General features: G+C 70.7%; 15 protein-coding genes and 1 pseudogene. 14 read left to right on the top strand and 2 right to left on the bottom strand.

What is annotated here, in order from left to right:
• The first annotated feature begins 240 nt into the window (after positions 1–240).
• The 5 genes from FXO23_RS41435 to FXO23_RS41415 all read left to right on the top strand — a co-directional run bounded on the left by FXO23_RS41435 (position 241) and on the right by FXO23_RS41415 (position 5,741).
• Complete coding sequence (locus tag FXO23_RS41435; RefSeq protein ID WP_158892772.1) at positions 241–1,356, top strand: hypothetical protein; 1,116 nt, start codon at positions 241–243, stop codon at positions 1,354–1,356.
• Positions 1,357–1,371: 15 nt separating this feature from the next.
• A complete protein-coding gene (locus FXO23_RS41430) occupies positions 1,372–2,052 on the top strand; it encodes a class F sortase (protein WP_158892770.1) in 681 nt (226 codons plus the stop codon).
• A 227-nt stretch (positions 2,053–2,279) separates the two neighbouring features.
• A complete protein-coding gene (locus FXO23_RS41425) occupies positions 2,280–3,440 on the top strand; it encodes a hypothetical protein (RefSeq protein WP_158892768.1) in 1,161 nt (386 codons plus the stop codon).
• 112 nt (positions 3,441–3,552) lie between these two features.
• Complete coding sequence (locus FXO23_RS41420; protein ID WP_425484955.1) at positions 3,553–4,242, top strand: class F sortase; 690 nt, start codon at positions 3,553–3,555, stop codon at positions 4,240–4,242.
• 110 nt (positions 4,243–4,352) lie between these two features.
• The gene (locus tag FXO23_RS41415) at positions 4,353–5,741 is read left to right on the top strand and encodes a glycine--tRNA ligase (protein WP_158892767.1); all 1,389 of its coding nucleotides are present in this window, start codon (positions 4,353–4,355) and stop codon (positions 5,739–5,741) included.
• Between the two features lie 7 nt (positions 5,742–5,748).
• On the opposite strand, the gene FXO23_RS41410 is transcribed toward FXO23_RS41415, so the two are convergent.
• Both FXO23_RS41410 and FXO23_RS41405 read right to left on the bottom strand, forming a co-directional pair.
• Complete coding sequence (locus FXO23_RS41410; protein WP_246258335.1) at positions 5,749–6,297, bottom strand: hypothetical protein; 549 nt, start codon at positions 6,295–6,297, stop codon at positions 5,749–5,751.
• A 138-nt stretch (positions 6,298–6,435) separates the two neighbouring features.
• A complete protein-coding gene (locus tag FXO23_RS41405; RefSeq protein ID WP_158892763.1) occupies positions 6,436–6,987 on the bottom strand; it encodes an isochorismatase family protein in 552 nt (183 codons plus the stop codon).
• 128 nt (positions 6,988–7,115) lie between these two features.
• Here FXO23_RS41405 and FXO23_RS41400 point away from each other — a divergent pair, with 128 nt between their 5' ends.
• The 9 genes and pseudogenes from FXO23_RS41400 to FXO23_RS41360 all read left to right on the top strand — a co-directional run.
• The gene (locus FXO23_RS41400; protein ID WP_218952316.1) at positions 7,116–8,117 is read left to right on the top strand and encodes an aldo/keto reductase; all 1,002 of its coding nucleotides are present in this window, start codon (positions 7,116–7,118) and stop codon (positions 8,115–8,117) included.
• A 69-nt stretch (positions 8,118–8,186) separates the two neighbouring features.
• Positions 8,187–9,128, top strand: coding sequence for an ABC transporter ATP-binding protein (locus tag FXO23_RS41395; protein ID WP_158892761.1), 942 nt, complete (start codon positions 8,187–8,189; stop codon positions 9,126–9,128).
• Positions 9,125–9,865: an ABC transporter permease gene (locus FXO23_RS41390; RefSeq protein ID WP_158892759.1), complete on the top strand. Its 741-nt coding sequence runs from the start codon at positions 9,125–9,127 to the stop codon at positions 9,863–9,865. Before FXO23_RS41395 ends, FXO23_RS41390 begins: the two co-directional genes overlap by 4 nt.
• 23 nt (positions 9,866–9,888) lie before the next feature.
• Positions 9,889–11,064, top strand: a complete 1,176-nt coding sequence (locus FXO23_RS41385; RefSeq protein WP_246258334.1) for a sensor histidine kinase — start codon at positions 9,889–9,891, stop codon at positions 11,062–11,064.
• Complete coding sequence (locus FXO23_RS41380) at positions 11,061–11,666, top strand: response regulator transcription factor (protein ID WP_158892757.1); 606 nt, start codon at positions 11,061–11,063, stop codon at positions 11,664–11,666. Before FXO23_RS41385 ends, FXO23_RS41380 begins: the two co-directional genes overlap by 4 nt.
• Positions 11,667–11,712: 46 nt before the next feature.
• Positions 11,713–12,363 (top strand): YdcF family protein, encoded by a 651-nt coding sequence (locus FXO23_RS41375; protein ID WP_158892755.1) that lies wholly within the window; start codon positions 11,713–11,715, stop codon positions 12,361–12,363.
• Between the two features lie 39 nt (positions 12,364–12,402).
• A complete protein-coding gene (locus FXO23_RS41370; RefSeq protein WP_158892753.1) occupies positions 12,403–13,680 on the top strand; it encodes a deoxyguanosinetriphosphate triphosphohydrolase in 1,278 nt (425 codons plus the stop codon).
• Positions 13,681–13,715: 35 nt separating this feature from the next.
• Complete coding sequence (locus FXO23_RS41365; protein WP_158892751.1) at positions 13,716–14,834, top strand: serpin family protein; 1,119 nt, start codon at positions 13,716–13,718, stop codon at positions 14,832–14,834.
• Positions 14,831–15,072, top strand: a pseudogene (locus tag FXO23_RS41360) (glycosyl transferase); the annotation flags it as partial. The gene FXO23_RS41365 and the pseudogene FXO23_RS41360, both read left to right, overlap by 4 nt.

Raw genomic sequence — 15,072 nt, 5'->3', positions numbered from 1 at the left:
TTGTGGTCGTCATCTGGCGGGCACGCCGGGTCCGCTGCTCCATTCGAGTGGCTTGGCGATGATTTCCGGCGTTCCGCCCCTAACGGTCGAACGACAAGGCAAGGTGGTCGCGTGGTGTCTTGTGATTACCCCTAGGCTTGGCACCCGTTTTGGTGGCTGGGCAACATCGGGGGACCAGGACGCGTGACGGCCGGTGGGCGGGTCGTCACGGCCCGTACCGCTAACAGAAACTGAGGAGAGATGACGCGTTTCGTGACGAAGCTGGCCGCCGGCACGGCAGCTTTCGCGCTCGCGGTCACCCCGGGCGTCGCCGCGGCGCAGACCAGTTCGGGAGTCGACGAGAAGACCGGCCCCGTGGCGTTCGCCAACGCGGCCGCGCTCAAGGTGGGCAACGCGGGCGAGGACGGCGGCACCGTCATCAGCGAGACCCAGCGTTCACCGCTCAAACCGGGCGTGTCCAAGCTTTCCCAGGACCGCACCGCGGTGCCCAAGGACGAGGGGGAGAAGAAGGCCCTCGGCCCCTACTACCTGCTCAGCCTGGGCAAGTTCGGGCCGGAGGTGGACAACCCGTTCCCCGAGGGCGTCGCCAGCCGCGATCACAACGTGTCCGCCCAGCTCAAGGACACCACGGTGCCGACCGCGGTCGCGGAGGCCAACTACGCGCTGCGCGACTTCCGGCGCGGCGGGAACTCGGCGCGGGACAACACCGTGTTCGCGTTCCAGGGCGCGAAGAGCTTCGTCGACTGCGCCGGGAACGACAAGGCCACCGGTAGTACCACCGCGGACAAGCTCTGGGTGCGCGGCAAGGACGGGAAGACCCTGGAGCAGGTCGAGGTCCCGGTCGGGGACAAGAAGTTCGAAGCGAAGGACCTGCCCGCCGGCCCGTCCATCGACGTCGACGCGAAGGCGGACCTCGCGAAGACCAAGACGGACCTGACCATCAGCCGGGTCACCGCGTTCGACCAGTTGCTCAAGCAGGCGGCCTGGCGGAGCGGGGACACGACCGTCGCGGCGGGCTGGCAGGTCGAGCTGGTCACCCACGTCAAGGACGCCAAGGGCGACAAGCTGCAGGACGTGAAGACCACGATCGTGCTCGGCGGGGTGAGCTGCTCGCTGCCCAAGGGTTTCACCCCGGCGAACCCCGGTGGCGCCGCGGGCGGCGGCCAGCAGGTCCAGCAGCCGAACGTCCCGGTGAAGATCCCGGCCGGAGTGACCGCGCCGCCGGAGGTGATCGAGGACGCGGGTTCGTCGCCGCTCGGTTACGCGCTGCTCGGCGGGGGCGTGCTGCTCGCCGCCGGTGCGATCGCCGTGACCCGGCGCCGCCGCCCCACCGGCACGCCGTCGTCCGGGGAGTAGCCGACGCGGTAGCCGATGGAGGAAGTGACCACCCCGCCCGCGGAGCACACCGGAACCGCGGGCGGGCTCTCGCTGTGGCGCAGGTGGACGGCCGGGGTCCTCGGCGCCCTGGCCGTCGCCGCCCTGGTGGCCGGGGTGTATGTCCTCGGCCTGGACCAGCGTCCGCGGCCCGCGCCGGTCGCCGTCGCCGCACCGCCACCCGGTGCGCCCGTTCAGCTGCCGGGGGACGCGTCCGGCGCGGTGCCCCTGCAGGAACCGGGCACCGTGCGGATGCCCGAGGGCGGCACGGCCCGGCTGGTGCGCGAAGAAGTGACCGCGGAGGGGACCCTCCCCATTCCGCACGGCCTCGACGAAGCCGCCTGGTGGGGCGCGAAACTCGGCGCCGAGCGCGGCGCCGCGCTGCTGTCGGGCCACGTGAACTGGGCCGGGGTGCGCGGTCCGTTCGACGAGCTGTGGCGGATCCGGCCCGGCCAGACCGTGCGCGTGGTGGACACCGCGGGCGGGCACTGGGTCTACCGGGTCACCGACATCGTCACGGTGCACAAGGACGACCTGCCCGCCCAGGCGCCGCGGCTGTTCGGCCAGGAAGGTTCGCCGCGGCTCGTCCTGGTCACCTGCGGCGGCGACTACCTCGGGGGCACCGACGGATACCGGGACAACCGCGTGGTGATCGGAACCCTGATCGCCCGGCCCTGATCGACCAGTTTGATCGCGCTGGGCCGTTCGAGTGATCTCCACGTTCAGTTGACGATCTGTTTCTACCCAGGGTCAGCATCTGTGGCAGGTTGGTGCTGACCGCCGCGTTGGATACCGGCGGTCTCTTGGGGCCTGGGTTGGGGATGCGTTGCCGGGCCCGTGATTTCTTTCCGACATTCACGGGCGTGTGCCGTGCGCGCGTCCGCCTGGGTAGAAACCGAGGAGATATGAGTCGTTTGCTGACTCGGCTGGCCGTGGGGACGGCCGCCGTGTCCCTGGCCGTCACGCCGGGAATGGCGGTGGCCGAAGACGCACCGAGTATTCCGGTGGCCTTCGGCTTCGGGATCACAGGGCTGGGACCCGATCTCGGGAAGGACTTCATCCATTCCGGCGGCGATGTCGCGGTGGCCGGGGAACCGGGAACGAAGAAGGACGGCAGGGACCGGCTGAGCATCCCGGACAAGCCGACGCGGCTGAGCCTGCACGCGAGTGATTACGGCGCCGAGGACAAGGAACTGCCCGAAGGAGTGCAGGGGAAGACGCCGTACTCGCTGTCCGCCACGGTCGGCGAGACCACGGTTCCTTCGGCGGAGGCCAAGGGTGACTACTGGCTGACCCGGACCGGAGCCGGCGCACCGGCGTGGGGCCTGTACCTGCGCAACGCGTCCAGCAAGGTCGAGTGCGCCGCGCCGGACAAGCCGTCCGCCACGAGCACCGCCGACGCCATCTACTACCGGAAGAAGGACGGCAAGCAGTACCAGGAGAAGTTGCCCGCGCCCGGTAAGGAACTCGCGCTGGACGAGGTGGACCTGGGTGCCCCGCCGGACACCGGCAAGAAGTGGCAGACCAGGGTGCACATCGTCCGGGCCGAGGACGCCAAGACCGCGGCCGCCGACACGAGCGCGGCGACTGTGGGGGATGCCTCCGGCGCGGCCGCGCAGGAACTCGGCGCGCTCGCGGCGGAATCGGACACGAAGGAGACGAACACCCCCGAGCCCCCGCCGGCCGCGACGAAAGCCGAGGAGGGCGTGGTCAAGGCCACCACGGCGTGGTCGGTGGCCGTCGTCGACGTCGAGGTCGACGCCGCGGGGAAGCCAACGGGCCAGCAACGCGTCAACGTCGCCCAGTTCGGCTACGTGTCGTGCTCGATTCCGAAGGACTTCGTGCCGAAGAAGCCCGCGGATCCCGCGCCCGATCCCGGCGGCGCCGCACCGGTGGCTCCGGCGGCGAAGCCGAACGTTCCGGTGAAGATCCCCGCCGGGGACGATCCCGGCGCCGGGAACACCGCGCCGATCGGTCTGATCGCGTTCGGCGGGGTGGCCGTCGCGGGTGCGGCGGGCGCCGCCGTGGCGCTCCGGCGGCGCAAGGTGCGGGCCGATTCGGAGTAGTTCCCGAGGTGAGTACGCTGAGCCGGCCGGTGCCACGATCGGGTGACACCGGCCGGTTTTGCTGAATCGAACCGGTTGTGCTGAATCGAAGAATCGAAGAAGGAGCACCACCTTGGCGGATCAGTTCGAGGGCGATCTGGCGGGTTATCAGCAGGATCCGGATGGGGCGCCGCAGAAGTCCCGCAAGCGGCCGCCGTGGGTGCTGATCGGCGTCGCGGCCGTCGTGGTCGTCGCGGCCGTCGTCGCGCTCGTGGTCTTCACCGGGGGAAACGGCGACCCCGTCGCCGACAACGGCCGGCAGGTGCCCATCGCGCCGTCCGCCGGGCAGCAGGCGGAGGGGCAGCGCGCGCTCGGCCAGCAGCCCGGCACCATCCGGCTGCCCGAGGGCGGCACCGCGCAGCTGGTGCGCCGCGAGCTCACCGCGGACGGCACGCTGCCGATTCCGGAGGGCCTGAACGAGGCCACCTGGTGGGGTGTCAAGCTCGGCGCCGACCACGGAGCGTCACTGCTGTCCGGGCACGTGAACTGGAAGGGCAAGAAGGGCCCGTTCGACGAGCTGTGGCGGGTCCGGGACGGCCAGCAGGTGAGCGTGGTGGACACCGCGGGCGGGCACTGGGTCTACAAGGTCAACGACATCGTCACCATCCACAAGAGCAAACTGGCCAGCCGCGCCGAGGAGCTGTTCGGCCAGGACGGTCCGCACCGGCTGGTGCTGGTGACCTGCGGCGGCGACTACATCGGCGGCACCGACGGCTACGAGGACAACCGGATCGTCTCCGCGGAGCTCGTCTCCCGGCCCTAGCAGGGCGCGATCGTCACTCTTGGCTAATCCCCCCGCAGGCAGGCGGGGACGGCCGGATACGCTGACACGACTAAGTCAGATAACCGTCCCCGCATGCCTCGGAGCGTGGAGTGCCCGCCAACACCATTGAGACCGTCGTCAGCCTGTGCAAGCGCCGTGGCTTCGTTTTTCCGTGCGGGGAGATCTACGGCGGCACCCGGTCCGCGTGGGACTACGGACCGCTCGGCGTCGAGCTCAAGGACAACATCAAGCGCCAGTGGTGGAAGGCGATGGTGCAGGGGCGCGACGACGTCGTCGGCCTGGACTCGTCGGTGATCCTGCCGCGCCAGGTGTGGGTGGCCTCCGGGCACGTCAACGCCTTCAACGACCCGCTGGTCGAGTGCCTGTCCTGCCACCGGCGCTACCGTTCGGACCAGCTGGCCGAGGAGTACGCCGAGCGCACCGGCAAGGAGGTCCTCGAGGACGACCTGTCCGACGTGCCGTGCCCGAACTGCGGCACCCGCGGGCAGTACACCTCGCCGCGTGAGTTCAACATGATGCTCAAGACCTACCTCGGCCCGGTGGAGAGCGAGGAGGGGCTCGCCTACCTCCGGCCGGAGACCGCGCAGGGCATCTTCGTCAATTTCCTCAACGTGCAGACGACCTCGCGCCGGAAGCCGCCCTTCGGCATCGGCCAGATCGGCAAGTCGTTCCGCAACGAGATCACGCCGGGCAACTTCATCTTCCGGACCCGCGAGTTCGAGCAGATGGAAATGGAGTACTTCGTCGAGCCGGGCGAAGACGAGAAGTGGCACCAGTACTGGATCGACTTCCGCACCGACTGGTACACCGATCTCGGCATCGCGCGGGACAACCTGCGGCACTACGAGCACCCGAAGGAGAAGCTGTCGCACTACGCGAAGCGCACGGTCGACATCGAATACCGCTTCGGTTTCTCCTCCGGTCAGGAATGGGGCGAGCTCGAGGGCATCGCCAACCGCACCGATTTCGACCTCACCACGCACTCCAACCATTCCGGCGTGGATCTGTCCTATTTCGACCAGGCGTCCGGCCAGCGGTACCGGCCGTTCGTGATCGAACCGGCCGCCGGCGTGGGCCGCCCGCTGATGGCGTTCCTGCTCGACGCCTACCGCGAGGACGAGGTGCCCAACGCCAAGGGCGGCGTGGACAAGCGGGTCGTGCTCAAGCTCGACTACCGCCTCGCCCCGGTCAAGGCGGCGGTGCTTCCGTTGTCCCGCAACGCGGATCTCACCCCGAAGGCCCGGGACATCGCGACCGCGCTGCGCAAGAACTGGAACGTCGACTTCGACGACGCCGGATCGATCGGCAAGCGGTACCGCCGCCAGGAAGAGATCGGCACCCCGTTCTGCGTGACGGTCGACTTCGACTCGCTCGACGACCAGGCGGTGACCGTGCGGGAACGGGACACCATGGCGCAGGAGCGCGTGGCCATCGACAAGCTCGAGGCCTACCTCGCCGCCCGCCTGATCGGCTGCTGAGCTTCTACTACGCGGCCGCCTCCCACAACGTCATGAAGGCCGCGGCCTCGCTCCGCGCCCACGCACCCACCCTGGGGCGGTCACGCCGTCCCAGGGTGAACGGTTTCGCCCGGCGGACGTCGACGACGAGCGCGTTGCCGCCGGGGAGTACCTCGTGCATGGTCTCCTCCAGCAGGCACAGCGCGACGTTCGCGCCGTCGCGGGGGAGCGGATCCGCCTTGCAGTAGAGGAAAACCGCCCAGAGGGTGCCGTCCGCCTCGGCCAGGCCGAGGTGCGGGGACACCCGGACGTCCATCCCGGCGTGGTTCCAGCGGGCACGCGCGACGTCCATGAGCGCAGGCCTCCTGCGCCCGAGGTAGCGGAGCCAGCCTTCGCTGATCGCCGCGTAGTGCGGTCGCGATCTCTCGTTCGCCTGGGCGAGGAGCGCCGCCATCGCTTCCTGGTCGCGCCCGGCCGCCCGCCCGGCGCGGATCGCGTTCACCGGCCGCCGGTAGAAGTCGAAGGCCGGGGTCGCCGGGTTCTCGTAGAGCCGTCGTTGCCTGTGCACGAAGCTCATCCGGGAGGTGCCCGATCTGACGCTGTAGCCCACGAACGTGCCTAGTGTCACCGATGTCAAGGGAGTGTCCTCACGTCGTCAGCCGCTCTGTTCGCCTGTTAGCTTACTCCGATTCGCACGTATGTTCGATAGTGTTCGTCAAGCGAAGTCGACGTCGGCGGCCTTGACCGTGCCCGCGGTCCGGCCCGGAGCCGTGTGGAACTGCCAGTACAGGTTCGTGTGGGCGATGACCTGGTCCGGTGACGGCGCGCCGTACGGGGAGAGGTCCTCCGTCGTGTGCGCGTCGCCGACCAGCGTCGCGTCGTAGCCGCGGGTGATCGCGCCGTGCAGGGTCGAGCGGATGCATCCGTCGGTCTGCGCGCCCGTGACGAGGAGCCGGCCGACGCCGCGCGCGGCGAGCACCGGCTCCAGGTCGGTGTCTTCGAAGGAATCGCCGAACGCCTTCTGCACCAGCGGCTCGGAATCGCGCCGCACGAGCTCGGGCACGTACTGCCAGCTCGCGCTGTCCCGGGGCAGTTCGTCGCTGTTGTGCTGGACCCAGACGACCTCGACGTTCGCGGCGCGCGCCTTGTCGACCAGGGCGCCGATGGTGGCGACGACGTTGTCCCGGTCGTGCGCATTCGCCACGACGCCGTTCTGCACGTCGATGACGAGCAGGGCGGTGTTCGGCCGGTTGACGAGCGTGGTCATGGTGCCTCCCAGTTGCGTGTGGATCGTGGTTTCGGACCACGCTAGGCCACCCCACCGACAAAATCCGCCGCTCAGGGTGGCCCTGCCCCGGCCTTCCTCCGGCGGGCCGGGTGCTCCAGGCTGTGGGCATGACCATGCGATACCGGCTTTTCGGCCAGACCGGGCTGCGCGTCTCGGAACTCCTCCTGGGCACCATGGGCTTCGACGACCCGCGCGAGGCCCGGCGGATCGTGGACGCCTACGCCGACGCGGGCGGCAACGTCCTGGACACCGCCTCGGCCTACGGCGACGGGGAAAACCTGCTCGGCTCGATCCTCGAGCGGCGCGATCGCTTCGTGCTCGGTACGAAGTACACGTTGTCGCGTGACGCCGGTGATCCCAACGCCGCGGGCAACCACCGCAAGAACCTCGTGCTGTCGCTGGAGCAGAGCCTGCGCCGGTTGCGCACCGACTACCTCGACATCTACTGGGTGCACGTCTGGGACCGGCACACCCCGATCGAGGAGACCATGCGCGCGCTGGACGACGCCGTGCGCGCGGGAAAGATCCTCTACGCCGGTGTTTCCGACGCACCAGCCTGGATCGTCGCACGCGCGAACACGCTCGCGCAGTGGCGCGACTGGACGCCGTTCGCCGGGCTGCAGGTGCCCTACAACCTGCTGAACCGGGACATCGAACGGGAACTGCTGCCGATGGCCGAGGCGTTCGGGATGAGCGTGGCGGCCTGGGCGCCGCTCGCGGCCGGGGTGCTCTCCGGCGCCGCCGACGCGCCCCCGGGTTCGCGGCGGTCCGCCCGGGTCGATCCGGAGGCGCTCACGCCACGGGACCGCGCGGCCGCCGCCGCCGTCCGGGCGGTCGCCGAGGAACTGGGGGCGACCCCCGCGCAGGTGGCGCTCGCGTGGACCCGCAGCAGGTCCGCGGCGGTGCTCCCGCTCGTCGGCGTGAGCAGGGCGGAGCAGCTCACCGAGAACCTGGGTGCGCTCGAACTCGCCCTGCCCGAGGACGCGATCGGGCGGCTGGAGGCCGCGGTGGAGTTCCAGCTCGGGTTCCCGGGCGACTTCATCGCCGAATGCGAGCCCAGTCCGTTCGTGTTCGGCGACGCCGCGACCAAAGTGGACGCACGGCCGTGACACTTGTCATGGGGAGGTCGTGACGGGAGGCCCAGGGGCCGGGCGGCGCCGCGGGCGAAGCTCGGTGGCATGGACACGACAGGGATTTCCAGCCGGGCGGGACGGTCGGCCGTCGCCGCCGGGGCCGCCGTCCGGCTTTCCGGGCTGCGCAAGCACTACGGTGAGGTCCGCGCGGTCGACGGCATCGATCTGACCATCGCGCCCGGCGAGGTGGTCGCCCTCCTCGGACCGAACGGCGCGGGCAAGTCGACCACGGTCGACATGCTGCTCGGGCTGAGCGAACCGGACGAGGGCGAGGTGACCGTCTTCGGCGCGACCCCCGCCGAAGCGGTGGGCCAGGGCGCCATCGGCGCGATGCTGCAGGGCGCCGCGCTGCTGGACGACCTCACCGTGGGCGAGATGGTCCGCATGGTCGCCTCGCTCCACCGGGCGCCGATGCCGGTCGGCGAGGCGCTGCGCCGGGCGGGCGTCGAGGAACTCGCGAACCGCCGCAGCACCAAGCTTTCCGGGGGCCAGAAGCAGCGCGTGCGGTTCGCCGTGGCGCTGGTCAGCGATCCGGACGTGCTCGTCCTCGACGAGCCCACCGCGGCGATGGACGTCGGCACCCGGCGCGAGTTCTGGAAGTCGATGTACGAGTTCACCAACTCCGGCCGGACCGTGCTCTTCGCCACGCACTACCTGGAGGAGGCCGAGGAGTTCGCCGACCGGGTGGTGCTCATGCGCTCCGGCCGGATCGTGGCCGACGGTTCGGTCGCCCAGGTCCGCGCCCTGGCCGGGGGCCGCACGCTCCGGGCGGTCGTGCCCGGGGTCACCGAAGCCGCGCTCGGCGGCCTGCCCGCGGTGACCGAGTTCGAACTCCGCGGTGACCGGGTCGCGATCTCCAGCCCGGACTCCGACGCGACGCTGCGCGCGCTGCTCACCCGGTTCCCCGCCGCGCACGACATCGAGATCACCGCCATCGGCCTCGAAGGCGCTTTCCTTTCCCTGACTTCCGAGGAGACCTCGCGATGAGTTTCAGCTACCTGGGCATGGAGATCCGGCGGACCTTCCGCTCCGTGCGGTTCGTGTTCTTCGGGGTCGCCTTCCCGGTCCTGATGTTCCTGTTGCAGGCCAACGTGTTCGTCAAGTCGACGGATCCGGGCTACGCGGTCATCGTGCCGATCCTGATGGTGAACATGATGGCGTTCGGCGTCCTCGCCGGGGCGATGTCGAACGGCGCGAAACTGGCGATCGAACGCGCGAGCGGCTGGCAGCGCCAGCTCCGGCTCACCCCGCTGTCCGGCGCCGGTTACCTCGGCGGCAAGGCGATCTCCGGGATGCTGGTCGGGCTGCCCGCGCTGCTCGTGGTGCCGCTGGTCGGCGTGGTGGTGATGAACGTGCACCTGGACGCGTCCAGCTGGGTGCGGATCATCCTCGGCAGCTGGCTCGGCGCGATCCCGTTCGTGCTGCTGGGCCTGCTGCTCGGCCAGTTCGGCACCCCGGATTCGATGCAGCCGGTGAACATGCTGGTGATGATGGGCATGGGCTTCCTCGGCGGCCTGTGGATCCCGATCGACGGCATGCCGAGCTGGATGCACGACATCTCCCAGCTCCTGCCGAGCTACTGGCTCACCCAGCTGGGCCGGGGCGCGCTCACCACCGACCAGTCGGTCAGTTTCGGGTCCGCGGTGGCGGTGCTCGGCGCGTGGACCGTGGTGCTCGGGGCGCTGGTGATCAGGCGTTACCGTAAGGACAGCGCGCGGGTCTGAGCGCGCGGGCAGGAAGGTCTCAAGTGGACGGAGAGCGGCTGATCGACAAGGGTGCCTGGTGGAGCGACGACACCTCCGCCGAACCGTCCGGCCCGGCCCGGTCCCCGGTCCGCTGGGCGGTGGTCGGTACGGTGATCATGCTTCCGATCATCGTGCCCCTGGTCCGGCACGCGTTGCGCGACGAGGCGCCGCTCGTGTGGCGGGTGCTGGCGCTGGCCGTGCTGGCCGTGTTCACCGCCTGTTTCCTGACTTACCCGGTGGTCCTGGGGAAGCGGACCATCAGGGTGCGGGTGCTCTTCTGCGTCGGCATGATACTGCTGGGCTGGGCGCTGATCGCGGTGATCGGGTTCGAGACGATGTACGTGCTGCTCTACGCGATCGTGGTCATCTCGATGGGACTGCCACCGGGCTGGGTCCTGGTCCTCAACGGCGCCTCACTCTCCGCCGCGGCGGTGCTGGCGCTGCTGGCTCCCGACTGGCTGCGCTGGGATCTCGGTGAGGTCGGCACGGTGTTCGGGATCAGCTCCGCGATGTTCTTCATGGGCCGGTTGATCCGCGCGGTCCGCGGCCTCCGGGCGGCCAACGAGGAGATCGGCACGCTCGCCGCGACCGCCGAACGCGAACGGCTCGCCCGGGACCTGCACGACATCCTCGGGCACAGCCTGACCACGATCACCGTGAAGGCCGGGGTCACCCGCCGGGTGCTGGAGACCTCGGGTGACCAGGGCCGGGCGATCGCCGAGCTGCGCGAACTGGAGGGCCTCGCTCGCAGCGCGCTGTCCGACGTGCGGGCGACCGTGTCCGAATATCGCGAGGTGTCGCTGTCCGGCGAGCTGGTCGGGGCGCGGGCCGCGCTGCGGGCCGCGGAGATCGGCGCCGACCTGCCGCATGCGGTCGACAACGTGCGGCCCGAGTTGCAGGGGGTGTTCGGTTACGTATTGCGGGAGGCGGTCACCAACGTGCTCCGGCACTCCGGCGCCGGGCAGGTGAAGGTCCGCTTCGGGAGGAACTGGATGGAGATCGAGGACAACGGTTCGGCCACCGCGCCGGTCACCGCGGGGAACGGTCTGCGCGGGCTGCGCGAGCGGCTGGATCAGGTCGGCGGCACGCTCACCGCCGAACCGCGTCCCGGTGGCGGGCTCCTGGTCCGGGCCGAGGTGACCGAGCGTCCCGCCGAGATCTCGGGTGCGCCCGCATGATCAAGGTGCTGCTCGCCGACGATCAGGCGATGGTGCGCGGTGCGCTGGCCACCGTGCTCGACCTGGAGTCCGACATCGAGGTGGTGGCGCAGGTCGGTTCCGGCGACGACGTGGTCCCCGAGGCCCGGCGCGTCCAGCCGGACGTCGCCCTGCTGGACGTGCAGATGCCCGGCAAGGACGGACTGACGGCCGCGGCCGAGTTGCACGCCGATCTGCCCGCCTGCCGGATCATCGTGTGCACCACGTTCGGGCGGCCGGGTTACCTGGCCCGCGCGATGGCCGCCGGGGCGGCCGGGTTCGTGGTGAAGGACTCCCCGCCGGAGCAGCTCGTGGACGCCGTCCGCAGGGTCCACAACGGACTCCGCGTGGTCGATCCGGCGCTCGCGGCGGAGTCGCTGGCCACCGGGACCAGCCCGCTCACCGAGCGGGAACGGCAGGTGCTGGAGGCCGCGCGCGACGGCGGCACGGTCGCCGACGTGGCCAAGCGGCTGCACCTGTCCGAGGGCACGGTCCGCAACCACCTGTCCGCCGCGATCGGCAAGACCGGCTCCCGGACCCGCGCCGAGGCCATCCGGCTGACCGAGGAGCGCGGCTGGCTCTAGGGGTACCACGGCGGTCGCCGGGACGCCGAATGCAAAGATAGCCGCGATGAAGACTTCCGCCACCACACCGGGCGCGGCCAGCTGGGTGCGCCGCGCGCTCTTCGGCACGCTGTTGATCTTGATCCTGGTCATCGGCGGAACCGCGGCGCGCGTGTGGCAGGTGGCCCGGGAGGACGACCGGACCACCGCGGACGTGATCGTGGTGCTCGGCGCGGCGCAGTACAACGGGCGGCCCTCGGAGATCCTCGAAGCCCGGCTCAAACACGCCAAGCAGCTCTACGACTCCGGCGTCGCGAAGACCGTGGTGACCTCGGGCGGGAGCAAGGCCGGGGACGCCTACACCGAGGGCGCCGCCGGGGCGCGCTGGCTGGTCGAGCACGGGGTGCCGAAGGCGAACACGTTCGTGGTCGGCGAGGGCCGGGACACGCTGGGCACGCTGAAGGCGGTGTCCGCGGCGGTGCGCGAACGCGGGTGGCGCACGGCGGTGATCGTCAGCGATCCGTGGCATTCGCTGCGGGCGACCACCATGGCCAACGACCAGGGCCTGGACGCGTGGGGTTCGCCGACGCACCGGGGCCCGGTCGTGCAGACCAGGGAGACCCAGGCGAAGTACATCTTCCGGGAGACCGGCGCGCTGCTGTACTACCGGCTTTCGAAGAACCCGGCCGACGACATCGGCGGTACCGGGCTCGGCTGATCGGCGGAGATTGTCCGTCCCAGCGCATACGCTGATCGTGTGAGCTACACCGAGCACGATCGCGAGCGCAGGCTCGCCGAGCCGTCGAAGGGCGCCGCGCTGCCGGGCTCCCGCGCCGACGGCCGCAGCCCGTTCGCGCGGGACCGCGCGCGGGTGCTGCATTCCGCCGCGCTGCGCCGCCTGGCCGGGAAGACCCAGGTGGTCGGGCCGGGCGAGGGCGCCGAGGTGAGCGGTGTCCCGCGGACCCGGCTCACCCATTCCCTCGAGGTCGCGCAGATCGGCCGGGGCATCGCCGAGGAACTGGGCGCCGATCCGGATCTGGTCGACACCGCCGGGCTCGCGCACGACATCGGGCACCCCCCGTTCGGCCACAACGGGGAGTCCGCGCTCAACGGGGCCGCGCGGGCGTGCGGCGGTTTCGAGGGCAACGCGCAGACGCTGCGCATCCTGACCCGGCTGGAGCCCAAGGTGCTCGCCGACGGCGACGTCGCGGCCGGGCTGAACCTGACCAGGGCGTGCCTGGACGCCGCGACGAAGTACCCGTGGCCGAAGGGCAGCGGCCGGGACGCGGTGAAGTACGGGGTCTACGCCGACGACCTCGAGGTGTTCACCTGGCTGCGCGCGGGTGCGCCGGACCGGCGGACCTGCCTCGAGGCGCAGATCATGGACTGGTCGGACGACGTGGCGTACTCGGTGCACGACGTGGAGGACGGCGTGCTCGCCGGCCGGATCTCGCTGCACGTGCTGGCCGATCCGCAGGAGCGGGCGTCGCTGGCCGAACTCGCCGCGAAGCACTTCTCCCCGCTTCCGGTGTCCACTGTGGAGGGAGCGGCGCGGGAGCTGCTGGCGCTCCCGGTGGTCGCGGCGCTCGCCCGGCCCGGTTACGACTACACGCTCGGCGCGCAGGTGGCGTTGAAACGGCTCACCAGCGAACTGGTCGGCCGGTTCGCGGCGGCCGCGGTCACCGGCACGCGGGAGGCCTACGGGGACGGCCCGCTGTGCCGGTACGCGGCGGAGCTGGCGGTGCCCGAGCAGGTGGCCGCCGAGGTGGCGCTGCTCAAGGCGCTCGCGTTGCGGTACGTGATGAGCGATCCCCGGCGGCTGGCCATGCAGGACGGGCAGCGGCAGATGCTCGCCGAACTGGTGGAGGTGCTGGCCAGGCGGGCGCCGGAATCGCTGGATTCGCTGTTCCACCCGGCCTGGAACGCCGCCCCGGACGACGCGGCCCGGCTGCGCGTGGTGATCGACCAGGTCGCCTCGCTGACCGACGCGCAGGCACAGGCATGGCATTCGTGGCATCTGGGGCGGCCCGGATGAAACGGATATCACACCTCGTCCGGTAACGTCGCGGTGTGTCTCAGCTTGCCGGAACCGAACGCGCGCACCTGAACTTCTGCTTCACGCTGCACCGCGTACTAGCGGCGCACGGCGGGGACTCCTGCTTCTCGCCGTATTCGATCGCGAGCGCGCTCGGCCTGGTCAGCCGGGCCGCCCGGGGCCCGGCCGCCGACGAGGTGGTCGCCCTGCTCACCGGAGGCGATCCGGATATCGCCAAACACGCCGAACTGCTGCGCGACGCGGCCGCGCTGGGGGAGCCCACCGGCGGCGAGGCGCCGGTGCTCGGCGTGTCGAACACCCTCTGGGTGTGGGCGGACCTGCCGCTGAACGAAGCCTTCCCGGACGAACTGGCGACCTGGCCGGGCGGCACGGTCGCCACGGCGCCGTTCGTGGCCGACCCCGAGGGCGCCCGGCGGGTGATCAACACCGACGTCGAGCGGGCCACCCGGGGCCTCATCCCGGAACTGCTGCCCCCGGGGACGGTGGATCCCGACACCGTGGCGAGCATCGTCAACGCGCTCTACCTGAAGGTCGCCTGGGCCTTTCCGTTCCCCGAGGCGGAAACCGAACTCGCCGACTTCCACGCACCCGGGGGAACCCGGCAGGTGCCGACCATGCGCCAGGCGGAACGGCTCGGCTACGCGGCACACGCGGGCTGGCAACTGGTCGAACTGCCCGCGGTCGGCGGGGTGAGCGCCACGATCCTGCTCCCGGACGGTGACCTCGCCGAGCAGGAGTCCACTCTGGACGATTCCGTGCTGGCGGAGTTGTTGTCCGCCAAGCAGGACACCATGGTGACCCTGGCGTTGCCGAAGTTCGAACTGGACGTTCGCGCGGAGCTGACGACGGCGCTCAAGGAACTGGGCGTGCGGACCATGTTCACCACCGCCGCCGATTTCGCCGGTCTCACCGACGATCCGCGGATCGTGGTGTCCGATGTGCTGCACCAGGCGGTGCTGCGGATCGACGAGCAGGGCCTGGAGGGCGCCGCGGCGACCGCCGCGATGATGCGCCTGGTGTCCATGCCGATCACCGATCCGGTCACCGTCGAAGTGGATCGCCCGTTCCTGCTGCTCGTGCGGCACGCCACGACGGGCATGGTTTACTTCTTCGCCCGCGTCGTCCGGCCATGACCGAAGGTGATGCAACCGCGTTGCTGGATTCGCCCACGACGCCGGTGCGGATCCGGCGGCCCTGGTGGCCGCGGGTGCGCGTCGACGCCGCGGTCATGCTGGGCTACCTGCTGCTCGCGTTCCTCGTCTTCGCCGGGCAATGGGTGAACCTGGGCAGCGGTTATCTGGTCAACAGCGCGCAGGACCAGAACATGTGGGAGTGGTTCTTCGCGGTGACCGCGGACAATGTGTGGCATCT

Source organism: Amycolatopsis anabasis (genome assembly GCF_009765355.1).
Classification (GTDB): domain Bacteria; phylum Actinomycetota; class Actinomycetes; order Mycobacteriales; family Pseudonocardiaceae; genus Amycolatopsis; species Amycolatopsis anabasis.
The sequence above is the reverse complement of the archived record's forward strand: the minus strand, read 5'-3'. Positions and strand labels throughout refer to the sequence as shown.